The organism is Aliidiomarina shirensis, from assembly GCF_003987345.1.
In the GTDB taxonomy this organism is placed as follows: Bacteria; Pseudomonadota; Gammaproteobacteria; order Enterobacterales; family Alteromonadaceae; genus Aliidiomarina; species Aliidiomarina shirensis.
Window position 1 is genome coordinate 38,240 of sequence record NZ_PIPP01000007.1, and the last position, 24,465, is coordinate 62,704.

Here is a 24,465-nt window from a genome sequence, read left to right on the forward strand (position 1 = left end):
TCAACCAGACGCAGCGCATTATACCCATGCCGGAGCTTCTTGCAAGCATGTATGATAAAAAAGAATACTTCATGATATGATCTTGCAATCGTTCGTTCAGGATTTATACAAAAATGGTAAACTCCCCTTCCTCTAGCGCTCAGAATAGCGCCAATACTGAAACCGAAAACCTAGAGTACGTTCCCGTTCCAAGAGCCGGCTTCGGCCGCAGAATTTTGGCTATCGTATATGATTCTTTGGTTGTCGCGGCCGTTATCATGTTCGCATTTGCGGTGCTGCTAGCCGCGCTCGGTATTTTTACTAAAACCGGCGTAATCAACCTCGCCGACGGTGAAGATCATGCAGCTTTACTGCAGGGCAATCCACTTACCACCGTATATTTAATTTCCGTTTTACTCTGGTTCTATGTAGGGTTTTGGGTACGCGGAGGGCAAACCCTTGGCATGCGTACGTGGCGGCTGCGGGTTCGTAATACCGATAATTCACGAATCACCAAGAAACAAGCCTTAATTCGAGCGGTAACCGCATTATTTGGATTAGGTAATATTTGGGTATTGTTTGGCAGTGAGAAATTGGCACTGCAAGATCGCATTGCCAAATGTGAAGTTGTGGTGCTTAGCAAAGAAGCGAACCAATTTGTGAATTGGAAATAGCTAAATGCGGTTTCGGCTCAAGATATAAAGTGCGGCGGAGGCAAACAACATTCCGGGTAGCAATGCACCAAGCAACGGCGGTAAGTTGTAAACCTGCGATATCGGAGCAAACACCTCATTGAAAACGTGAAAAGTAAATCCGGTGATGACCCCCAACAGCACGCGCGCGCCCATGGTGGTAGAGCGTAACGGCCCAAAGATAAACGAGAGCGCTACCAGCAGCATAACGGTTACCGTAAATGGCACTACTACTTTGCGCCAGAAGGCGAGTTCGTAGCGGCTGGCATCTTGCCGATTTGATTTTAGGTAATTAACGTAATCGTTGAGGCCGCTGATCGATAGCGATTCCGGCCTTACGGTAACCGCGCCGAGCTTATCGGGCGTTAGCGTAGAGCGCCACGACCAACTCGCAAGTTGATAGTTTGCAACGCGATCAGGGCTCACTTCCGTGTATTGTGCATCGTGTACAAACCAATCAGGCCCGACATACGTTGCTCTGCCTCCGTGCACCACTTTCTCTAATTCCCGGCCATTAAACTCATAAATGGTTACATTTTCCAAGGTGCCGGTATCCAACACTTCACCAATATGGATAAAGCGATTACCATCTTTGGCCCAAATACCTTGCTCACCGGAAATTAAACTCCCGCCCGATATTGCTTGTGCTCGTATTTGCCGTGCTTGCGCTTCCGCGTTTGGTGCAACCCATTCACCAATCGCTAAAACAGCGAACATCATAATCACCGCAGATTTCATCACCGATCCAATAATATTTAAGCGCGATAATCCCGCCGCCATCATTACCGTCAGTTCGCTACTGCTAGCTAATAACCCCATACCAATAAGGCCGCCCAACAAAGCCGCCATCGGAAAAAACACTTCAACATCGCGAGGAATACTAAAGAGCACGAACACCAAAACATCAGACATTTCATAGGTGCCACGGCCAATTGAACGAATCTGTTCGACAAATCGAATCAAACTGCTTAAGCCAGTTAATACCGATAGGCTCAAAAGCGTGGTGAGTAACACTGTTTTGCCAATGTAGCGATCGAGAATACTGAACATTATTTTCGCCCTCGCAATGCTGCCCGCATTCGGTAGCCGGCTGGACGCTCTTTTAACAACAATGAAATGCCGATAATAGCTAAACTAATATGTATCCACCAAAGGCCAAGCTCAATCGGTAACGAACCATCAGCCAATGCTCGCTTAGTCGCCATGAGTACCATGAAATAGCCTAAATAAATTAACAACGCTGGCGCTATTCGAGCGAATTTTCCCTGTCGCGGGTTTACTCGGCTCAAAGGTACAGCGATGAGAATCAATAATGGCATTGCGAGCGGAATCGCGATTCGCCATTGGAGCTCGGCCGCCGCCGAACTACTTGAATCTCCCCAAAGCTCTCGGGTTGGAATAGCCTCCTCACGGCGCCCGGTGCTATCTACTTCCTGCTCGCGAATTTGAATTTGATATTGTTCAAACTGCATTACTTGATGATCAAGATTGGTAAGCGATTGCGAATAACGGCGGCCTTCATCAAGCACCATCTGTTGCGCGCCATTTGGTAAAATTTCAATACGTCCTCGTGCTGCCATTACCACGCTAGCACGCACATCTTCGGCCGCCATTTCACCCCGAGCTGGTAATTGCGCCACAAATACTTCTTCCAACTCTCCGCTTTCTGATTGGCTCTCAATAAAAATAACCGCGCGCTGCTGAGCGGCTTGTTGGAAACGCCCTGATTGCAATACCGAAACGCCGGCCTCTGCCTGTAACCTATCGGCTATTGTTTGTTCTTGCGCCAGTGCCCACGGGCTCAACCAAAGCGTCAGCAAGGCGGTTATGAGCGCAAGCACACCAGCAAAAGCTAGAGAAACACGGGTGATATACCATTCACTCACACCACAGGCGTGAAACACCGCCATTTCATGATCCGCATATAAACGCCCTTGAGCCATCAAAACGCCAAGGAAAAGGCTTATAGGGAGCAGTAATGAAGCTAATCCGGGTAACTGTAACCCGAGTACTAATAAAATGAGTTGGGCAGGAATTTGCCCTTCCGAGGCTTCCGTGAGAATCTGGACGAATTGCTGACTAACAAAAATGGTTAGCAAAACCACAAAAATAGCCATTTGTGCTTTGAATGTTTCACGAATAATGTAACGAAATATGAGCACAGGCCCAACCCTTAACTTCGCTTTTTACTGGAAATCACTGAATATTTCAGTAAACTTTGTGTTTTAACAAGTTTGATCTGCGATTCTAAGGCCATAACATCGAATTTGCTTCCTTTTTTTCAGAAGAAATGTTCGATTTGCGGCGATTAACCACGGCTTGCCACCTTAGATTAACGCTAATAATGCCACGACCGGCATCAATAAACCAGAAATGGGAGTACCTATGGAATTTAGTGTAAAAAGCGGTAGCCCAGAAAAACAACGTTCCGCATGTATCGTAGTGGGCGTTTTCGAACCTCGTCGTTTATCACCAGCGGCTGAGCAAATCGACAAAATCAGTGATGGCTACTTGAGTAACATTTTGCGCCGTGGCGATATCGAAGGAAAACCAGGGCAAGTACTCCTCCTCCACAACGTACCAAATCTTCTGAGCGAGCGAATTTTACTCGTAGGTTGTGGGAAAGAGCGCGAATTGGATGAACGCCAATATCGACAAATCATCAGTAAAACCATTGCAACACTAAATGATACCGGCGCTATGGAAGCGGTTTGCTTTTTAAGTGAACTGCATGTGAAAGGCCGTGATACCTATTGGAAAGTGCGCCACGCGATCGAAGCAGCGCAAAGTAGCCTGTACGTATTTGATCAACTTAAAACCCATCGCGAAGAGCCACGCCGCCCACTCCGCAAGCTTATTTTTAACGTGCCGTCTCGCCGCGAGTTGCCGGTAGGTGAGCGCGCAGTAAGCCATGGTTTAGCGGTAGCGAAAGGTGTGAAACTTTGCCGAGATGCCGCCAATATGCCACCCAATATCTGCACGCCAATTTGGCTTGCGGAACAAGCCGAAGCACTCGCTGAAAATTACGATAATTTAAGCGTAGAACGCGTCACGGAAACGGATATGGCAGAGCTTGGTATGAATGCATACCTCGCCGTTAGCCGAGGTTCTGATAACCCAGCAGTTATGACGTTAATGCACTATTCAGGTGCTAACGATAACCGAGCTCCAATTGTATTGGTGGGTAAAGGCTTAACCTTCGATGCTGGTGGTATTTCTATCAAACCATCCGAAGCGATGGACGAAATGAAATACGATATGGGAGGCGCTGCCGGCGTGCTGGGAACTATGCAGGCGCTTGCAGAGTTACAACTTCCAATCAACGTCATTGGTATCTTAGCAGGTTGTGAGAATATGCCTGATGGCCGCGCATACCGGCCGGGTGACGTGATTAAAACTATGTCGGGGCAAACGGTAGAAGTGCTTAACACCGATGCCGAAGGCCGGTTAGTGTTGTGCGATGCCCTTACCTACGTAGAGCGTTTCAACCCAGAAACTGTGGTTGATATTGCCACCTTAACCGGTGCCTGCGTTATCGCGTTAGGGCCTCATGCAACAGGCATGATGAGTAATCATAATCCGCTAGCACATGAGCTTCTTGGTGTTTCCAAGCAAAGCGGCGATCGTGCGTGGCAACTGCCGTTATGGGATGAGTATCAAGATATGTTGGATAGCCCATTTGCGGATATGACCAACTTAGGTGGTCGCCCAGCCGGTACCATTACTGCAGCCTGTTTCTTATCGCGCTTCACCAAAAAGTATCATTGGGCGCATTTAGATATTGCCGGTACAGCTTGGAAAGGCGGCAAGGAAAAAGGCGCAACTGGCCGGCCCGTGCCTATGCTCACTCAATTCTTGTTAGCGCGCTCAGGCGCAGCACAAAGCGAGTAGCCGGTGGCTCGGGTAACTTTTTACGTAGTGAACAGTGCGGCTCCGGCCGCATTGCTTAATGCTGTTTGTCATTTAATTGCACAGCAGTTTAATCAACGCCGCCGGATTGTTATTTTTAGCCAAGATCAGGCACAAGCGGAAGCGGTTGATGAGCTACTTTGGCAAATTCCAGCGGAACGTTTTATTCCCCACAATTTGCTGGGGGAAGGTCCGGTTGCTGGCACACCAGTTTTAATTGGATGGGATCAGCCAACCGCTGAATTAAGCAAGCAGCGAAATGTGGTATTTAATTTGCGCCATGAAGTGCCCGAATTAACCCGCCACATTCAAGAAATTATTGATTTCGTTCCAGCCGATGAAACCGGCAAGGAACTCGCGCGTGAGCGCTATCGTCATTATCGGCAGTTGGGTATGCAATTGGCTACCCTGCCTGCTCCGGAATAATTGAAGGACACCATGGATAAAACCTACTCCCCACAAAATATTGAGCAACGTTTATACGAAAACTGGGAACAGGCGGGTTACTTCCGTCCATCAGGCCAAGGTGAATCGTATTGCATTATGATTCCACCACCAAACGTAACTGGCAGCTTACACATGGGCCACGCGTTTCAGCACACGCTTATGGATACGCTTACGCGTTATAAGCGAATGGATGGCTACAACACACTTTGGCAAGTAGGCTCTGATCATGCTGGCATCGCCACGCAAATGGTGGTTGAACGTAAGTTAGCGGCAGAAAACTTAGATCGCCATACACTCGGCCGTGAAGCATTTATTGATAAAGTTTGGGATTGGAAAGCCGAATCTGGCGGCACTATTACCCGACAAATGCGGCGTTTGGGTGATTCGGTAGATTGGGAACGCGAACGTTTTACCATGGATGAAGGCTTATCAAAGGCCGTACAAGAAGTATTCGTTCGCCTGCACGAAGACAACCTCATTTATCGTGGCAAGCGGTTAGTAAACTGGGATCCGAAATTAAAAACGGCGATTTCTGATTTAGAAGTTGAGAACAAAGATACCAAAGGCAAAATCTGGCATTTACGTTATCCATTGGCCGATGGCGCAACAACCGCGGATGGCAAAGATTATGTGATTGTAGCCACAACCCGCCCAGAAACAATGCTCGGTGATTCTTGCGTTGCCGTACACCCAGAAGACGAACGCTATTTATCGTTGCAAGGTAAGTTCATTGCGTTGCCCCTTACCGGCCGCAAGATACCGATTATTGCCGATGATTATGTCGACCAGGAATTTGGCTCTGGCTGTGTGAAAATAACGCCTGCGCACGATTTTAATGATTACGAAATTGGTAAACGCCATAACCTGCCGTTGATTAATATTTTAAGCGATTCTGCCCACGTACTCGCAGAAGCTGAAGTATTCGATATTAAAGGCCTTCCACGCACTGATGTTGATACTAGCTTACCCGCTGAGTTTGCCGGCCTTGAGCGCTTCGCTGCACGCAAAGCCGTTGTTGCTGCCATGGATGCCCTAGGCCTGCTCGAAAAAGTAGCTGAGCACGATAATAAAGTGCCCTACGGCGATCGTTCGGGTGTAGTAATCGAGCCATTCCTAACTGATCAGTGGTATGTACGGGTAGCGCCATTGGCCGAAACCGCAACAAAAGCGGTGGAAGATGGCGAAATCGAATTTGTGCCTAAGCAATATGAAAATATGTATTTTAGTTGGATGCGCGATATTCAAGATTGGTGTATTTCCCGCCAGCTTTGGTGGGGTCACCGAATTCCGGCTTGGTACGATGATGAAGGCAAGGTTTATGTTGGCCGTAGCGAAGCGGAAGTTCGCGAAAAGCACGGGCTCGGCGATCGCATACTACAACAAGATAATGATGTATTGGATACGTGGTTTTCTTCAGCGTTGTGGACATTCTCTACACTAGGTTGGCCAGACGATACCGAAGCCTTAAAAACCTTCCACCCAACCAACGTTTTGGTTACTGGCTTCGATATTATTTTCTTCTGGGTAGCACGCATGATCATGATGACCATGCACTTCCTGAAAGATGAAGATGGTAAGCCTCAGGTGCCATTTAAAACGGTGTATGTAACCGGCTTAATTCGTGATGAGCAAGGCGATAAAATGTCGAAATCGAAGGGGAACGTTATTGATCCTCTCGATATGATCGATGGTATCGGCCTCGAAGAGCTACTCGAAAAGCGCACCAGCAATTTGATGCAAGAAAAACTGGCTACACAAATTGCCAAGCGCACGAAGAAAGAGTTCCCCGATGGTATTACCGCCCACGGCACCGATGCGTTGCGTTTCACCCTTGCAGCACTTGCTTCAACCGGGCGCGATATCAACTGGGATATGAAACGCCTTGAAGGTTACCGTAACTTCTGCAACAAGCTTTGGAACGCTAGCCGTTATGTGCTGATGAATACCGAAGAGCAAGATTGCGGATTGAACGGCGGCGAAATGCAGCTTTCGTTGGCGGACCAATGGATTATTGAACGCTTTAACGATACCACTAAACAGTTCCGCCATGCCCTCGATACTTATCGTTTCGACCAGGCTGCGGCAATTGCCTACGAATTCACTTGGAATCAATTCTGCGATTGGTACCTAGAGCTTACCAAGCCAGTATTGTTCAGCGGTACCGAGGCACAGCAGCGCGCCACACGCCATACGTTGGTAACAGTTCTGGAACAGTTGTTGCGCTTATTGCATCCGTTGTTGCCCTTTATCACCGAAGAAATTTGGCAACGTGTGGCACCGCTAGCGGGAGCGCAAGGCGAAACCATTATGCTGCAAGCATACCCGCAAGTTCAGCCGGTGCAGTTTGCTGAGGCACAAGCCGATATGGAATGGCTGAAGCAAGTTATTGTTGCAGTGCGGAATATTCGCGGTGAAATGGATCTTTCGCCCAGTAAAGCACTACCCGTACTGATTGTGAATGCCGATGCAACGGCTACACGGCGCTTGAATGACAACGCAAGCTTCCTAAGTGCGCTTGCTAAGCTTGAATCGCTTACCTTTATCGCTTCTGATGAAGAGGCACCTGCAAGTGCTACAGCGCTTGTTGGCCGCATGGAAATCCATATTCCTATGGCTGGCTTAATCGATAAAGAAGCAGAGCTTGCTCGTTTAGATAAAGCCATTGATAAGGCAGAAAAAGAGCTACAACGGGTTTCTGGCAAATTATCGAATGAGAAATTTGTAAGTAACGCACCTGCCGATGTGATTGCCAAAGAGCGGGAAAAGCAAGCTGAAGCTGAAGAGCTGGTGAAGCAATTAGAGCAGCAACGCCAGCGTATCGCTACGCTCTAATGGTTTGTACCACCCAAGCTTGATATAAAAAAAACCCGATTTCCTAGAAATCGGGTTTTTTTATTCACGTTATTTGCTAATTTATTGCAGAGCCTATTGGCGGCTCTTAATCATCAAGATCGGAATCGTCGTAATCATCCCAATCTACTTCTTCAAGTTCATCTTCGTCGAGCTCACCTTCCTCGTCGTCGCCAAGGTAAGTGCCCCAACCATCATATTCCACACCACAGGCATCGGCTACTTTCGCGATTTCTTTCGTTTGTGCAGCTAACAACGCTTTATCAAGTGCGCATTCAACTACGGCTGCAAAATAGAAACAAGGTTTACCATCATCAAGCTCAAATTCTTCAGCTTCATCAACGTGATAACCAAGTTTTACAAGCTCAACCGCAGCTTTTTCTAAGCGGCTGAAATCGCTACTCACGAGGTGATGTTCGATGTCAATTTCATCTTCAGCACTCAGGCCGGCTTCAAGAATGGCATCAATCGTTTCATCGCTTTGCGCTAATAATGCTTCTAAATCGTTCACGAGAATAATTCTCCCTTCCGCCTACCTTAGGCTTCGTATTAGCTTGATTTTGGGCTTACTTCGCTATTTGCTTCCGCATCGATCTCAGTGATTTTTGTGAGCATTTGCCCATAAACATCAGCAATCAAAGGGCGAACGCTTTCGCGGTTATACCCTTCTGTAGCAACCGGCGGAAGCATTTCAATAATGATTTTACCATTATTCCAACGATTCAGCTTAATCTTTTCGTGCGTCGTGCTCATGCACACTGGAACAATAGCAACATTCGCTTGAATGGCGGTATGAAACGCACCTGTTTTAAAAGGAAGCAAACCTCGGCCATAGCTACGTGTTCCTTCCGGGAACATCCAAATCGATAGTGCGTCTTTCTTAATCGCCGATACCGCTGTTCCAATGGTGCCATGAGCACGCGAACTATTCTTTCTATCAATCAAGATATTTCCGGCTAGCCAGTATAGTTGACCAAAAAAAGGCACCCACTTCAGGCTCTTTTTACCAATAGTTACTGTGCCCGGTAGTAGCGAGGCACTCATGGTAAATATATCCCAGCTGTTTTGATGGTTCGCCACATATACAAATGGGCCACCCGTTTTAACGCTTTCTGGCACGCGAATATCTAACTGCGTACCTAAAATTCGATGCATGCTGCCAAACACATGAGCCGCAAGTGCAGTATTATTCCGATGAAATGGCCTTAGCAAGCAGAACAAAGAGCCGAGGAAGCCCGCTACAATAACAAATACACCTAGAATAAAAATACGAATTACAGCTAACATGTGTTCACTCAAATTTGGAAATGAGTGCATAGTATAACCTGCCAGCATGTCAATTTCCCAAAAAAATAAGGCCTCGCTGGTATAACCAGCGAGGCCTTTGAGCGTACAGTTGTTTGTAAAGGCTACTCAGTGCTATCGTCAGCAACGCTACCTTGATGATTCTCTTGCGCTTCTGACGAACTTTGCTCTACCAAAAGCGCATCTACACGTTGCAAACCACGCGGCAATTTATTACCACGGCGGCCACGTTCACCACGATAATGCTCTAAATCCGAAGCTTTTAGCTGTAACTTACGCTTACCGGCCACCACAGTTAGCGCGCTGTTCGGCGGCATAACCGCTAACACCTGCACGTATTCTTCGCGGAGTTTTGCCCGCGTACCTGGGATACTGAGAATTTTATTCCCTTTCCCTTTGCTCAACTGCGGCAAATCTTTCACCGGGAATACCAACAAGCGTCCCTCATTCGATACAGCAACCAACAAATCTTCTTCGAGATTGGTAATTCGTTGCGGCGCCATTACTTTTGCTGAGCTCGGTAAACTGATAAGCGCTTTACCATTTTTCACCCGGCTCTGCATATCACTGAATTTCGTTATAAAGCCATAGCCCGCATCAGAAGCCATCAACCATAATTGCTCTTCCTTGCTCATCAGCACTTGGCTGATGCTTTCGCCGGATACCAAGCTAAAGCGGCCGGTGAGTGGTTCACCGTGGGTTCTGGCTGAAGGCAGCGTATGCGCCTCACAACTAAAACTTCGCCCTGAGCTATCAATGAATACCACCGGCTGATTACTGCGTCCAGAAGCTTGCCCCAAATAGGCATCCCCTGCTTTATAACTCAAACTCGTACCGTCCACATCGTGGCCTTTGGCACAACGCACCCAACCTTTTTGTGAAAGCACTACAGTAACAGGCTCTGAAGGCGTTAGATCACGATCAGAAAGCGCGCGAGCTTCTTTACGCTCCACAAGTGGCGAGCGGCGATCATCACCATATTTTTCCGCATCGGCAATAAGCTCTTTGCGTACCATGGTTTTCAAGCGGCGCTCAGAATTTAACACTAAATTCAACGCATCGCGTTCTTTCGCCAATTCATCTTGCTCACCGCGTAACTTCATTTCTTCAAGTTTTGCTAAGTGACGCAATTTCAGATCAAGAATAGCTTCCGCCTGAATCTCGGTTAAGTTAAAGCGTTTAATGAGTTCAAGTTTCGGCTCATCTTCTTGGCGGATAATCTCGATTACTTCATCAAGGTTTAAATAAGCAATAAGTAAACCATCTAGAATGTGTAATCGGCGCTCAACTTTATCTAAACGATACTGCAAACGGCGCGTTACCGTTCTCAAGCGGTATTGAATCCACTCTTTTAAAATACTTAATAATGGCTTCACTTGCGGCCGGCCATCGAGCCCAAGCATATTCAAGTTCACACGGTAACTTTTTTCCAAATCGGTAGTGGCAAATAAATGGGCCATCAACTGATCGGTATCTACTCGATTAGAACGCGGAACAACCACCAAACGCGTTGGATTTTCATGATCCGATTCATCGCGTAAATCTGAAACCATTGGCAATTTTTTCGCCTGCATTTGCGCAGCGATTTGTTCAAGAATACGGTTTCCGGATGCCTGATGTGGCAGCGCATCAATGATTATTTCACCATCATCGAGCACGTAGCGAGCACGCATGCGGATACTACCGCGCCCGGTTTCATAGATTTTTTCAATGTCTTCCGCTGGCGTAATAATTTCCGCATCCGTTGGATAATCAGGGCCTTTTACATGTTCTAAAACATCGCTTAGGGTCGAACTTGGGCTATCCAACAACATCGCGCAAGCGTTGGTAATTTCACGCACATTATGCGGTGGAATATCGGTCGCCATACCCACGGCAATACCGGTAACGCCATTTAGCAAGATATGCGGTAAGCGCGCAGGCAATATTTTCGGCTCTTCCATAGTGCCATCGAAATTTGGAATCCAATCCGATGTTCCCTGCCCTAACTCACTGAGCAATACTTCACTGAATCGCGAAAGCCTTGCCTCGGTATAACGCATTGCCGCGAATGATTTCGGATCATCGGCTGAACCCCAGTTCCCCTGACCATCAACCAAGGGATAACGATACGAAAACGGCTGCGCCATTAACACCATGGCTTCATAACACGCTGAATCGCCATGCGGGTGAAACTTACCCAAAACATCACCCACAGTACGCGCTGATTTTTTATATTTTGCTAAGGCCGATAAACCCAGTTCCGACATGGCATAAATAATTCGCCGTTGCACTGGTTTTAGACCATCACCAATATGCGGCAATGCACGATCCATGATGACGTACATTGAATAATTCAAATACGCATCTTCGGTAAATTTATGCAGGGGCTGCTGCTCGATATTTTCGATAGGTACACTCATGAACTATCCCGTTTCTTTCTTCTTATTTATCGATTTGGTATGCCGCATTTTAAATCAGCTCTACCAAATTACCCTTACTCTCTAACCACTCACGGCGATCCGAAGAACGCTTCTTGGCTAGCAGCATGTCCATTAATACTTCGGTATCTTGAGTATCATCTACGGTTAGCTGCACCAGCCTGCGCGTATTTGGATCCATGGTGGTTTCACGAAGCTGCAGTGGATTCATTTCACCCAGACCTTTAAAGCGCTGAACATTCACTTTGCCTTTGCGTTTTTCCGCCTCGATACGATCTAAAATGCCCTGTTTTTCGCTTTCATCCAGTGCATAAAACACTTCTTTACCGACATCAATACGATATAGCGGTGGCATCGCAACAAAAATGTGCCCTGCTTCTACTAGTGGCCGGAAATGTTTTACAAATAGGGCACAGAGCAATGTAGCAATGTGTAAACCATCCGAGTCTGCATCGGCCAGAATACACAATTTACCGTAGCGGAGAGCGGTTAAATCTAATGCGCCGGGATCGACCCCAAGCGCTACTGAAATATCATGAATTTCTTGTGAACCTAAGATTTGGTCCGGGTCTACTTCCCAAGTATTCAGAATCTTTCCGCGCAATGGCATCACGGCCTGAAATTGGCGATCGCGAGCTTGCTTAGCTGAACCTCCTGCAGAATCACCCTCTACTAAAAATAATTCGCTACGTTCTGGATCTTGGCTAGCACAATCAGCAAGCTTGCCCGGTAGCGCTGGCCCTTGCGTAACGCGTTTGCGAATCACTTTTTTAGCGGCTTTCATGCGCCGCTGCGCGCTGGAAATACAAAGATCAGCAATTTGTTCAGCTAAATCGGTATGTTCATTAAGCCACAAGCTGAAGGCATCTTTTACCACCCCAGAAACGAACGCCGACATTTGCCGAGAGCTTAAACGCTCTTTCGTTTGCCCGGAAAATTGTGGGTCATCCATTTTTACTGAAAGAATGTAACTACAACGATCCCAAACATCTTCTGGCGTTAAGCGAATGCCCCTTGGCAGTAAATTACGGAACTCACAAAACTCGCGTAGCGCCTCGAGCATACCTTGACGCAAACCATTTACGTGCGTTCCGCCTTGCGCGGTAGGAATGAGGTTCACATAACTTTCACCAATCCCTTCACCGCCCTCAGGGAGCCAAGTTACCGCCCACTGCGCTGCCTCTTCAGTGGCATTGAACTCACCAATAAAAGGCTCTTCTGGTAAACGCGGCAAATCATTTAAGCCTTCCACCAAATAATCACGCAAACCGCCTTCATATAACCACGTTACACTTTCATTGTTCACATGATCTTTAAAGATTATCGTCAGGCCTGGGCACAATACTGCTTTGGCCCGCAGTTGATAACGTAGCCGGGTTACTGAGAATTTTGGGGAATCAAAATATTTAGGGTCAGGCCAAAAGCGTAATCGGGTGCCGGTGTTTCGTTTACCTACTGTGCCGGTTACTGTTAAATCCGAAACTTTATCGCCATTCTCGAAAGCCATTTCAAACACTTGCGAATCACGCCGTACACTCACGTCCACGCGGGTAGAAAGTGCGTTTACTACGCTAATACCAACACCGTGCAAACCACCCGAAAACTGATAGTTCTTGTTAGAGAACTTACCACCGGCGTGTAATTTGGTCATGATTAACTCAACACCAGGTATGCCTTCTTCCGGGTGAATATCAACCGGCATACCACGGCCATCATCAATAACTTCAAGTGATTGATCAGCGTGTAAGATAACTTCAATGGTTCGCGCGTGGCCAGCCAATGCCTCATCAACACTATTATCGATAACTTCTTGGCCAAGGTGATTTGGGCGCGTGGTGTCGGTATACATACCTGGCCGGCGTTGTACCGGCTCTAAACCGTTTAGAACCTCTATCGAATCCGCTTTATAATCTGTCATAGCTAGCAATACCTACGATGTTTTTGTTCTTTTCGCTATCCTGAAATGTTCCCTGATAAAAGGCAAGCTCGATTATCTGATTATCCAGAATTACCTGCATTTTTTATAAGGAAAAAGAAACTACCCGCCCTAATTCACAAATTGTAATTGCATGGGCACTCGACCTTGGCGAAAGCAAAGCCGCAGCCACTCGGCAAGGTGCCGATTTAATTGAAACTTCTCATCTTTTTGATGACGAACGTGCTGAAGGTTGGCCGGATGCAACGCTGTTAACCGTTCTTGGCCTTGGTAATCAATAATTTCAGCCATCTTGGCATCATGATACAAGCGCACAAGAAAACGTGCCTGCAAGTAATCTGCCACATCTGGCGCAACTTGAGTGATCACCAAATCGGTGGTGTATCGCGCTTCGGCTTGGCGGACAACAGAAAACGCAAGCGCATCACCAACTTGAATGTGCTTCTCCAGTCCGTGCTCCGCATTTTCATGCATGTTACGCACACCCAAAAGCCGCGCAAAAGCTGCATAATTACGTTCAGCTAAACTATGAATTTCCTGTAAATTAGGTACATAACGCTTTTTCATTCAACTCCCTCAAAACCCCACTCTTGCCGGAATCGATTTACATGCAAACCTAACCACTGCAAACCAATCACGGTGGCTGCATTATCTATTTTACCTTGTTCAAGCATTTCCATCACGATCTTCCGGGGCAGCGCCTCAACCTTTATATCTTCGTTTTCACTGCTCACACCGCCAAAATCGCTTGCTTTACTGCTATCCACACGCGCTAGATAAATATAGATGCGCTCGGTCATACCGCCCGGGCTCGATAGATAATTTAACGCATAATGTAATGACTTTGCTTGTAAGCCTGATTCTTCTTCAAGTTCTCGATGGGCAACCGCTTCTATTTCTTCACCGGTTTCAATCATGCCCGCTACCAACTCTCGTAGCCACGGTGTTGCACCTGTTGCCATCGCACCAACGCGGAACTGCTCTAACATCACAATCTTATCAGTATCAGGATCATAAGGTAACACAACCACGGCATGCCCTCTGTCCATGATTTCGCGCCTTAACGTCGCGCTCCAGCCACCGTTAAACAATCGATGTCGCAACGTAGCAACGTCCACATGAAAAAATCCATCATAAACACGCTCAGTGCTAAGAATTTCAACATCTTTTTGAGTAAAATCTGACAAAACATCTCCCAGTTTATGCGCTAAAAAGGTAAAGTGTGCGTAATCAACGGAGTTCATAGGATATACGCATGTCGCAAGAAAACTGCATGTTAACGACTTCAAATAAACTCTGATAAATATTCTGTTACACTTCGACCGAATACAAATGCGTTTGCGGACTTACTTACGCGCGTTTCTCAGGCTAGAATAGCAGCTGTTGAAGATCGAAGTTAGCTGTACCTTTTACAATAAGGGAAAAAGATACTCATGAAGATTAAATTTTTGGCAGTTGCGCTCACCATGGGGCTAGGCCTGAGTGCCATTCCAGCTCAAGCAACCGACTTAACTGATATTTATCGCCTAGCGCTTGAAAACGATCCGCGTTTATTGCGTGCTGCAGCTGAACGTGATTCAGCTAAATCCGGCGTTGATGTTTCGCGTGCAAACTGGTATCCACAAATCAGCTACGGTTTGGGTTACAGCAATACTAGTGGCGAAAGTGAAGCGAGAAACGGTGTATCATTCGCTCATCAAATTTCATTAGAACAAACCGTATTTAATTTAGGCACTTGGAAAAACACTGCCATTACAGAGAAGCAAGCGTACCAAGCGGAAGTAAACTATCTGCTCGAGCGCCAACAGTTAATGTTACGCGTTACCGATGCCTACTTTGCAGTGCTGCAAGCACAAGATAGCCTCGAGTTTGTTCAAGCAGAAAAGCGCGCCATTGAGCGGCAGTTAGAACAAACCAAACATCGCTTTTCCGTCGGCTTAACAGCGATTACTGATGTACATGAAGCACAGGCTCAGTTTGATAATGCAGTAGCCCGTGAAATTCAGGCAGAAAATGCAGTTGAAATTGCACTCGAGGGCTTACGTGAGATTACGGGCCGTCAGCATTCTGATATCGCACGGTTGAATACCGAGCGTTTTGATCCGGTACGCCCAGATCCACGTGGTGTTGAACAATGGATTAACCTTGCCCATGACCGCAACCTGCAGTTGTTGATCAGCCGCAGTGGGTTAGAAATTGCGAACCAACGTATAGAGTTAGCACGCACTGGACATTATCCTCGCGTTAATTTAAGCGCAAGTTATTCTGATAGTGATAGATATGCGCGTGAATTGTCAAACATCAGCCGCATCAGAAACAACCGCGAGATCGGTTTACAACTTTCGTTACCACTATACTCCGGTGGCGGTACTATCGCGAGCACCGAGCAAGCCCGCAATGACTATATTGCGGTTAGCCAAACCCTGGAAGAGAACCGCCGCTTAGTCGAGCGTACTGTGCGTAGTTCGTATTTTGATGTGGTAGCAAGCATTTCAAGTATTCGAGCTTTTGAGCAAGCGGTTGTATCAGCTGAAAGTGCGTTGAACGCCACCCAAGTAGGTTTAGAGGTAGGTACTCGGACTATCGTTGATGTGCTTGATAGCACGCGTAACCTGTTCAACGCTCGCCGTAACCTATCGGAAGCGCGTTATACCTACGTGAACCGGATCTTGGCGCTTTATCAAGCCTCTGGAATTATTTCAGAAAATGATTTAATCACCATCAATGATGGTTTATCGCTCGAAACCGAGTAACGTTAGCGAAGTTTTTTAGCGATAAGTTTCGCCCTAATACTAAAGCCGACCCATGTGGTCGGCTTTGCTTTTTCTAACGCCTCTCAGTTACAATCGTGCGAAATTCAAAAAGGTAATTTTCGTGACCAAGCCTACCACCGATAAAACAAACGCTGCCGAACATTCAGTTGAACTTCCTCGTTTTCGAGCTTATTTTTTGCATCCGAAGTTTTGGGGCACCTGGTTAATGGTGGGTGTTCTTTACTTAATCTCATGGTTACCTTTCCGCTTACAGCTGTGGATGGGAAAAGGTTTGGGCAAACTCCTATTCAAACTCATGCCAAAACGGGTAAAAGTGGCGCGGCGTAACCTCGAACTTGTATTTCCGGAGCGCTCTGCAGCGGAAAGAGAACAGATGTTGCACGAAAATTTTGCGAATAATGGAATTGCTTTGTTCGAAACTGGGATGGCTTGGTGGTGGCCCAACTGGCGTATGAAACGCAAACTTGCAGTTGAAGGAACTGAGCTTTTAGACCAAGCCGATGCTGAAGGGAAAGGTGTATTTCTGGTACTCTTTCATTTCCTTAGCTTAGAAGTACATGCACGAATGTTTGGGCTGGTTCGTCCAGCAGTTGGCTTATATCGGCCGCACAATAACGCGCTAATGGAATACCTGCAAACCAAAGGCCGTAACCGTAGCAACAAATATATGATTCGTAAAAAAGATGTTCGTGGCATGCTGAATGCCTTGAACACTGGTGAAGTGTGCGGTTACTTACCGGATCAAGATTACGGCCGTAATCGTTCCGTTTATGTGCCTTTCTTTGCCGTTCCTGATGCAGCAACTACCACTGGAACGACGATTTTCGCCGCAGGTGCAAACTGCAAAACACTCATTACCACCATTGAACGGCTTCCCGGCGCCAAAGGTTACAAGCTGCGCATCATGCCGCCGCAGCAGCCGATTCCGAGTGGCGATGAAACCGAAGATGCACGGCGCATTAATAAGGAAGTTGAGCGTGCCGTAAACCAATGCCCAGAAGCTTATATGTGGGTACATCGCCGTTTTAAAACACGTCCAGATGAATCAATGCCAAGTTACTACAAATAAGCTCATGCCCAACCGGTTGCAAACCGGTTGGGTATCTTCAATCATTTTTCATCCGCAAAAAACTTCTGCCAAACCTTCGTTACGTTCGCAATATCAACCTGAAAATCACGATCACTTAAACGCCCAGCTTCGGCCAACGCTAATCGATGAATTTCCGCACGGTAATCCTGATAGGCCGCAATAAGCCCTTGTGCTTCTGTTTCAGTTATTAACCTTAACCGCGCAGCAATTTCTAGAATACGAATGTTATCGGTCCATATCGCCAAATCTGGATGTTGTTCAGCGCCGCGAAGCACTAAATATTGAGTAATAAACTCGATATCGGTGATGCCACCTGGCATTTGCTTGATATCCAACTGAGTTCGATGATTTTGCCAAAGATGATCGCGCATTTTCTCTCGCATTTGCAGAATGTCAGTACGTAACTGCTCTGTTTCACGCTGATGGCATAAAATATTGGTACGCAGTGTTGCAAAACGATCGCGTAAATACGTTGCGCCATAAACCATCCGTGCACGCACTAAGGCCTGCAGCTCCCATGTCCAAGCGTCTTTTTCTAAGTATTCTTGATACGTATTCATGCGCACAACCATGAGTCCTGCTTGCCCAGAAGGTCGCAAGCGCATATCAACATCGAATAGAACCCCACTCATTGTGCGCGTTGTGAATAGATGCAAAACGCGCTGTGCAAGGCGTAAATAGAATTGTTGCACTGGCAAAGGTTTCTCGCCTTCGGTATCGCCACTAATCGCATCATCACTTAAGAACACCAAATCTAAATCCGAGCCATATCCAAGTTCGTAGCCACCTAGTTTGCCGTACGCCACAACCGCAAATCCGGTATCGCTTTCATCTCGACCCGGCGGCGCGCCATGGCGTTCGCAAAGTTGCCGCCACGCCAAACTCACCACTTGTTCAATCATGGCCTCGGCAAGATATGTGAGATGATCGCTTACACGCATTAAGTGAACGCCCGAATTCAAATCAGCGGCCGCAACTTTCATCTGAAAAATTTGTTTTACTTGGCGTAAGGCATCCATTTGCGCTTCCGCATCATCATTCGGCAAACGCATTAAATACTCAGAAACACGAGAACGATACGATTCAACATCTGGCAATTCGTAAAGCTGAACCGGATCGATAAGTTCATCGAGTAGTAGCGGGAACTTCGCGATTAAATGCGCAATCCATGGGCTGGCACCGCAAAGAAATAACAACTGTTCGCGCGCATCCACGTTTTGGCAAAGCAATTCTAAATATGTAGTACGTGAACTTATTTGCGCCAGCACTTCAAAGCTACGTTGCAAAATGAGATGAGCATTCGGCTCCTTCAACGCCGATTCGATTAACGCGGGTATCAGTAGCGCTTGCAACTCTCTGCCGCGCGGTCCACTTGGCCGTTTGCGCAATAACATGCGGAAATCTTGGATAACTTGCCAACAGGTTTCTGGTTGTTCGGCGTTCGCTTCTCGCAAAACCTCAAGTGCTGTATCGTCGGCGAGTAAATCCTGCCATAAAATGGCGTATTCACTTTCTTCTCCCGCCAACATATCCTCTTCGCCGCCAATAACATTAAGAAACTCTTGATGAATACCATTCATCGCCTGCTGCGTAGCCGTCATGAACGCCTTCCAACCTTCATTTGATTGCGCATATCCCGAGGCTGCTAAAACTCGCATTTTAGTTAATTCGTCGTGCGGTAATTGCTGAGTTTGATCATCGTTGATTTCCTGCAAAATATGCTCAAGCTTGCGTAAATAGGCATAGCCCTGCAAGAGTTTCTCAATGGCCGATTCTGTCAGCGTTCCGTGTCGGCCGCAGGCGTTCAATGCTGATAATAGCGAGTAAGTTTGGAATTCTTGCTCTCGCCCACCGCGAATCAACTGAAAAACTTGAGCGACGAACTCCACTTCCCGAATGCCACCTAAACCAAGCTTAATATTTTCCGCAACTCCCTGCCTGCGGGCTTCTTGATTGATTAGAAGTTTCATTTTGCGGAGGGCATCGATAGCGCTGTAATCAAGGTAACGCCGGTAGATAAATGGCCGTAGCATCTGCCGCACTTGCTGTGCCAATGCATAATCCGTATTCAACACACGCGCTTTAATCATCGCGTATCGTTCCCACATCCGCCCTTGTTCGTGATAATAATCCTCTAAAGCTGACAGGCTGGAAACGAGCGCACCCGATTGCCCAAAAGGCCGTAAACGCATATCAATACGAAAGGCACGGCCATCTACCGTAGGCTGATCGAGAAGTTTTATTAAACCTTGGCCAACGCGATTGTAGTACATTGAGAAATCAATATTCTGGCGGCCACCTTGAGTTTCGCCATTCATAGGATACGCAAAAATTAAATCAATATCGGAGGAGAAATTGAGTTCACTACCTCCCAGCTTTCCCATAGCCAAAACAATCAATGGCAATTCATTTTCTTCACCATCGATAGCTCTACCATAACGTGGCGCAAGTTGATTACAGGTATAGGCAATGCCAGCCTCAATCAACATATCAGCCAACGCGGAGTTTTCTTGCAGCATTCTACCGAGCGGCATTTCGCCTAATAGATCTTGGCTCGCAATACGGGCCATTTCAATGTGCCGAAACCGTCTAACCACGCTCATGGCATCGCCCTCATTGTTCGATTTGGCAAGCGCTTCACGAATCAGTTCGGCTTCGGCCGCCATCGGCGTAAACATTCGTTGAATTGCCGGCGCACCATACCGGCTCACCACTCGGCCAATGAAAGGGCTTACCTGCACCAACCAATAGAGCTGTTGCTTTTGCTCATCAGAAAGGCAAATGCTCGCATCCTCACTCAGCAGTGCATCAAGCTGTTGAATGACGTTAACGCTATCTTCTCCAATTATCGATTGAAGGGCATAGTTTAGTGGTTGTTGAGGCGGCAACGGCAGTTGGAACATTACAATCCCTTTGGCTGAATAAAACAAAGAATGCTTAGGTAATTTGCCTGCAAAATCGCGAATCAATAAAGGCTATTCAACTACCGCATTTGCCGCAAGAATAAAACCACGCTGGGCTTTGCTTAAAAGCCCTGGCGCAAGCGTAAACTCCTGCGTTAAAAGTTCTGAGAGTTGCAAAAGATCTGTGATATTTCCGGAAATTAATTCAGCCTCCAACTCACAAATTGGCTCTTGCCGAGTATCCTTCGTAGGCACAAAAATAACACCCTCATCGATGGCAACTTCAATTGTGCTAACGCCCACATTGAGCAACCAGCGTTGACGTTGAAAATCGATTTGAAATTGCGCTTCTAGCTGTTCTTGCAACTTCCTAGTATTGATCGTTTGCGGCCAAATATCTGCGGGGAATAAATCAAGCTGCGGAACACTTCCCGTATAATCAATATTGTATTCTGGTCTTTGGCTCATCGCCCCAACCTGAGAGCCGGCCATTTTTACCGTCTGTTCTGACTGGTCATTCCAGCGGCGAATACGCAAACCAATCTTATGCTGATGTAGATCTTTATTTGCCGTATCAAAATAGATATTTGCAATTTGTAGACTCTCAGTCGGTTTCCCTAGACGATTAAGATAGCATTCAACATCTTTAATACTATCTTTATTTATCATGAACTTAAGTTCAATTTCTTGGCTTTTGTTAGTTGCCACTGCAGGCCTCTTTTAGCAAATCACTTTACACTATTCTGAACACTTAACACTGTAGCGGTCAACTCTCAGATTACATTGAGTAATAGTTAACCGTAATCAACAACCTAGAAAGTAAAAAAATAGGATCGACAAAGCTTTACGCGGCGCAAAATACCCCTACAATGGCGACGATATCCTCTTCGGATTGCAGTATCGGTTTTCGAACCGAATTTTGGTTACAGGAGACGCAATGTTCAAAGCCAGCGAAGTGTTAACTCAACACTATCAGGCGAACCAGCTTCAAGAACTTAAGCAAGCCATTACGAACAATTATTCGGTTGATGAAGAAGCTTATCTTGAAGAACTGATCAAACTGGTTCCAGAAGACAAAGAAACGGTAGAAGCGCTTACGAAGCAATCATATGATCTTGTGCATCGCGTACGCGAGAAAACACAGGGTGGTGATGGCGTTGATGCGTTTCTACAGCAATATAGTTTGGATACCGCCGAAGGCATTATCTTAATGTGCCTTGCCGAAGCGTTACTGCGAATTCCAGATAGTTTCACTGCAGATTCCCTTATTCAAGATAAACTCGGTCAGGGTGCTTGGAACGATTACATGAAAAAAAGTGAATCGTTACTCGTAAACACCGGTACCTGGGGCTTGAATCTTGCGAACAATGTAATCAATCCAAAAGGCCGTAAAGGTGATTCCGCAGTATCGCGTTTCCGCCGCTTAGTTAAGCGCTTGGGTGAACCTGTAGTACGTAAAGCTACCTATCAAGCAATGCAATTGATGGGCAAGCAATTCGTACTCGGCCGCAATATTGAAGAGGCACTAAAAAATAGCCGTGATAAACGTGAAATTGGCTATACGCACTCATACGATATGCTCGGTGAAGCGGCTTTAACCAGCAAAGATGCTGAGCGCTACAAACAAGCGTATGTAAATTCGATTCAACGCGTTGGCAAAGAAGATTTTGTAAACCCTGAAGTACCGAGGCCAAGTATCTCAATTAAACTTTCGGCATTACACCCACGTTACGAAGTTGCGAATAAAGAACGGGTGTTAACTGAACTGGCCGCTACACTTACCGATCTTATTACCCTTGCTAAGCAAGCAAACGTTGGTATTAGTATCGACGCCGAAGAAATGGATCGCTTGGAGCTCTCACTTGAGCTTTTTGAGAAAGTATACCGCAGTGGTGTTTGCAAAGATTGGCCGTATTTCGGGCTCGTGGTTCAAGCATATTCAAAGCGGGCGTTACCGGTACTTTGCTGGATTAACGCGCTCGCTAAAGATGGCGGTGATGAAATTCCAGTACGGTTAGTAAAAGGCGCGTATTGGGATACCGAAATCAAACACTGTCAGCAATTCGGAACATCGGGTTATCCGGTATTTACCCGCAAGGCGAGTACCGACGTTTCCTACATGGCGTGTACACATTACTTGCTGAGTGATGACACCAACGGCCATATCTATCCGCAATTTGCTACCCACAATGCGCAAACTATTATGACCGTGCAAAGTTTAGCGGGCGATCGGCGTTACGAATTCCAACGCTTACACGGTATGGGTAAAGATCTTTATGATGAATTTTTAGTGCATAACCCTGGCCGTACGGTTCGTATTTACGCGCCCGTTGGTGCACATAAAGAATTACTACCATATCTGGTGCGCAGGTTACTTGAAAACGGCGCAAATAGTTCGTTTGTTCACAAGTTACTTGATCTGCGGGTTCCCATTGAGAACTTAGTAGAACACCCGCTCGTAAACCTGCGGAAGAAGCCGAGCTTGGCAAACGATAAGATTCCTCTTCCGGGTGATATTTTCGGGAAACGTAAGAATTCTATGGGGTTAAACATGAATATTGAATCGCAAAGCGCAGAGTTTTTTGAAAAAGTGCGCAGCTTCCAAAACAACCAATGGCAAGGCGGCCCAATCGTTAACGGCAAACTTGTTGAAACAGGTCAGCGTGTAGGTGTTACTTCACCACAGCAAAGTACCCATCAAATCGGTACTATTGGTTGGGGTGATGCCGATCTCGCCGCCGAAGCGCTAACCATTGCTAACGGCGCACAAACCCGTTGGAGCGATACTGATGTAAACGTTCGTGCTGAAGCTCTCGAAAAGCTTGCCGATTTACTTGAAGAAAACCTGCACGAACTTATTGCGCTTTGTACTTTAGAAGCGGGTAAAACTTTACAAGATGGCATCGATGAAGTGCGCGAAGCAGTTGATTTTTGCCGTTATTATGCGATCCAAGCGCGCGAACTTATGGGCAAAGGCGATAAAATGCCTGGCCCTACAGGTGAAACCAACGAGCTTTTCACCCAAGGTCGTGGCACCTTTATTTGCATTAGCCCATGGAACTTCCCGTTAGCTATCTTTATCGGCCAAGTTACCGCAGCGCTAGCTACCGGTAACAGTGTGATTGCAAAACCTGCTGAACAAACTGGTTTAATTGCTTACCGAGCCGTGCAGCTCGCCTTAGAAGCTGGAGTTCCTGGTGATGTATTGCAATTCCTTCCTGGTAAGGGCGCAGAAATTGGTGCTTATTTAGTAAGCCAAGAGGAAATCGGGGGCGTGTGCTTCACTGGGTCCACCAATACCGCTCAAGCGATAAATCGAGCGCTTGCTGCTCGTACTGGCGCATTAGTACCGTTAATTGCTGAAACAGGCGGCCAGAATGCGATGCTAATCGATTCTACGGCGCTTCCTGAGCAAGCCGTAACCGACATCGCCGATAGCGCGTTTAAGAGCGCTGGTCAGCGTTGTTCTGCCCTGCGCGTACTGTATGTGCAAGATGATATTGCCGACCGCATTATTGAGTTGCTTAAGGGCGCAATGCAGGAGTTACTCGTTGGCGATCCGATCGAATACAAAACTGATGTCGGCCCAGTGATCGATGGTATAGCGAAAACTAACTTGGAACAGCACATTATCGATATCCAGCACGTAGGGAAATTGATTGCTGAAGCGCCAATGCCAGATTTTACCAATAACGGTACTTTCGTAGCGCCAACTGCGATTGAAATTGATTCGATCAGCCAGTTAGTGCGCGAAAACTTTGGTCCAATTCTGCACATTATTCGCTTCAAACGCGAAAATTTAGATGCTGTGATTGACGACATTAACAACACTGGTTTTGGCTTAACCTTCGGTATTCACAGCCGTAACGAAAGCTTCGCCTATGATGTTGCGAAACGGATCAAGGCGGGTAATGTGTACATCAACCGGAACCAGGTTGGTGCTGTAGTTGGTGTGCAACCGTTCGGTGGCCGTGGGTTGTCAGGTACTGGCCCGAAAGCCGGTGGACCACACTACTTATACGCATTTATGACTGAGAAAACATTCACCGATAACATTACCGCAGTGGGCGGGAATGCTACGCTGTTATCTCTTGGTGATTAAAATCGAACGAATATAAAAAAGGGAGGCTAAGCGCCTCCCTTTTTTTAAACAAAAATTG

17 protein-coding genes are annotated in these 24,465 nt (G+C 46.7%); 7 read left to right on the plus strand and 10 right to left on the minus strand.

Going from position 1 to position 24,465, the window contains the following annotated elements; all coding sequences use genetic code 11:
• The first annotated feature begins 113 nt into the window (after positions 1–113).
• Complete coding sequence (locus CWE13_RS11945; protein WP_126808922.1) at positions 114–653, plus strand: RDD family protein; 540 nt, start codon at positions 114–116, stop codon at positions 651–653.
• Here the strand turns inward: CWE13_RS11945 and lptG are convergent, their stop codons facing one another.
• Both lptG and lptF read right to left on the minus strand, forming a co-directional pair.
• Positions 654–1,721, minus strand: coding sequence for an LPS export ABC transporter permease LptG (lptG, locus tag CWE13_RS11950; protein WP_126808924.1), 1,068 nt, complete (start codon positions 1,719–1,721; stop codon positions 654–656). It lies immediately after the preceding gene.
• Positions 1,721–2,833, minus strand: a complete 1,113-nt coding sequence (gene lptF, locus CWE13_RS11955; RefSeq protein ID WP_126808926.1) for an LPS export ABC transporter permease LptF — start codon at positions 2,831–2,833, stop codon at positions 1,721–1,723. The genes lptG and lptF overlap by 1 nt, the downstream gene beginning before the upstream one ends.
• Before the next feature lie 223 nt (positions 2,834–3,056).
• On the opposite strand from lptF, the gene pepA reads away from it, so the two are divergent.
• The 3 genes from pepA to CWE13_RS11970 are packed head-to-tail and all read left to right on the plus strand — an operon-like array spanning position 3,057 to position 7,859.
• The gene (gene pepA / locus CWE13_RS11960) at positions 3,057–4,562 is read left to right on the plus strand and encodes a leucyl aminopeptidase (RefSeq protein WP_126808928.1); all 1,506 of its coding nucleotides are present in this window, start codon (positions 3,057–3,059) and stop codon (positions 4,560–4,562) included.
• Positions 4,563–4,565: 3 nt separating this feature from the next.
• Entirely contained in the window at positions 4,566–5,006 is a 441-nt protein-coding gene (locus CWE13_RS11965) for a DNA polymerase III subunit chi (RefSeq protein ID WP_126808929.1), read from the plus strand.
• A gap of 12 nt (positions 5,007–5,018) precedes the next feature.
• Positions 5,019–7,859: a valine--tRNA ligase gene (locus CWE13_RS11970; protein WP_126808931.1), complete on the plus strand. Its 2,841-nt coding sequence runs from the start codon at positions 5,019–5,021 to the stop codon at positions 7,857–7,859.
• A gap of 106 nt (positions 7,860–7,965) precedes the next feature.
• Here CWE13_RS11970 and rraB read toward each other — a convergent pair whose 3' ends face one another.
• From rraB to nudF, 6 genes are all read right to left on the minus strand, one after another.
• Positions 7,966–8,388 carry a ribonuclease E inhibitor RraB gene (gene rraB, locus CWE13_RS11975; protein WP_126808933.1) on the minus strand — a complete coding sequence of 141 codons (423 nt, stop codon included), beginning with the start codon at positions 8,386–8,388 and terminating at the stop codon, positions 7,966–7,968.
• A 38-nt stretch (positions 8,389–8,426) separates the two neighbouring features.
• Positions 8,427–9,164 carry a 1-acylglycerol-3-phosphate O-acyltransferase gene (locus CWE13_RS11980; protein WP_126809092.1) on the minus strand — a complete coding sequence of 246 codons (738 nt, stop codon included), beginning with the start codon at positions 9,162–9,164 and terminating at the stop codon, positions 8,427–8,429.
• Positions 9,165–9,286: 122 nt separating this feature from the next.
• Positions 9,287–11,584, minus strand: a complete 2,298-nt coding sequence (gene parC, locus CWE13_RS11985) for a DNA topoisomerase IV subunit A (protein ID WP_126808935.1) — start codon at positions 11,582–11,584, stop codon at positions 9,287–9,289.
• Positions 11,585–11,633: 49 nt separating this feature from the next.
• Complete coding sequence (parE, locus tag CWE13_RS11990; protein WP_126808936.1) at positions 11,634–13,520, minus strand: DNA topoisomerase IV subunit B; 1,887 nt, start codon at positions 13,518–13,520, stop codon at positions 11,634–11,636.
• Between the two features lie 129 nt (positions 13,521–13,649).
• On the minus strand, positions 13,650–14,105 hold the full coding sequence (locus CWE13_RS11995) for a DUF1249 domain-containing protein (protein ID WP_126808938.1): 456 nt from the start codon (positions 14,103–14,105) through the stop codon (positions 13,650–13,652).
• Positions 14,102–14,725, minus strand: coding sequence for an ADP-ribose diphosphatase (gene nudF, locus CWE13_RS12000; RefSeq protein WP_241973692.1), 624 nt, complete (start codon positions 14,723–14,725; stop codon positions 14,102–14,104). The genes CWE13_RS11995 and nudF overlap by 4 nt, the downstream gene beginning before the upstream one ends.
• A gap of 246 nt (positions 14,726–14,971) precedes the next feature.
• Here nudF and tolC point away from each other — a divergent pair, with 246 nt between their 5' ends.
• Both tolC and lpxL read left to right on the plus strand, forming a co-directional pair.
• The gene (tolC, locus tag CWE13_RS12005; protein WP_126808942.1) at positions 14,972–16,291 is read left to right on the plus strand and encodes an outer membrane channel protein TolC; all 1,320 of its coding nucleotides are present in this window, start codon (positions 14,972–14,974) and stop codon (positions 16,289–16,291) included.
• Positions 16,292–16,412: 121 nt separating this feature from the next.
• A complete protein-coding gene (gene lpxL, locus CWE13_RS12010) occupies positions 16,413–17,381 on the plus strand; it encodes an LpxL/LpxP family Kdo(2)-lipid IV(A) lauroyl/palmitoleoyl acyltransferase (protein WP_126808944.1) in 969 nt (322 codons plus the stop codon).
• A gap of 41 nt (positions 17,382–17,422) precedes the next feature.
• On the opposite strand, the gene glnE is transcribed toward lpxL, so the two are convergent.
• Together glnE and CWE13_RS12020 are read right to left on the minus strand one after the other, a co-directional pair.
• Positions 17,423–20,305 (minus strand): bifunctional [glutamate--ammonia ligase]-adenylyl-L-tyrosine phosphorylase/[glutamate--ammonia-ligase] adenylyltransferase, encoded by a 2,883-nt coding sequence (glnE, locus tag CWE13_RS12015; RefSeq protein ID WP_126808946.1) that lies wholly within the window; start codon positions 20,303–20,305, stop codon positions 17,423–17,425.
• A gap of 72 nt (positions 20,306–20,377) precedes the next feature.
• A complete protein-coding gene (locus CWE13_RS12020) occupies positions 20,378–21,013 on the minus strand; it encodes a CYTH domain-containing protein (RefSeq protein ID WP_126808948.1) in 636 nt (211 codons plus the stop codon).
• 229 nt (positions 21,014–21,242) lie between these two features.
• Here CWE13_RS12020 and putA point away from each other — a divergent pair, with 229 nt between their 5' ends.
• Entirely contained in the window at positions 21,243–24,407 is a 3,165-nt protein-coding gene (gene putA, locus CWE13_RS12025; RefSeq protein ID WP_126808950.1) for a bifunctional proline dehydrogenase/L-glutamate gamma-semialdehyde dehydrogenase PutA, read from the plus strand.
• Positions 24,408–24,465: the final 58 nt, after the last annotated feature.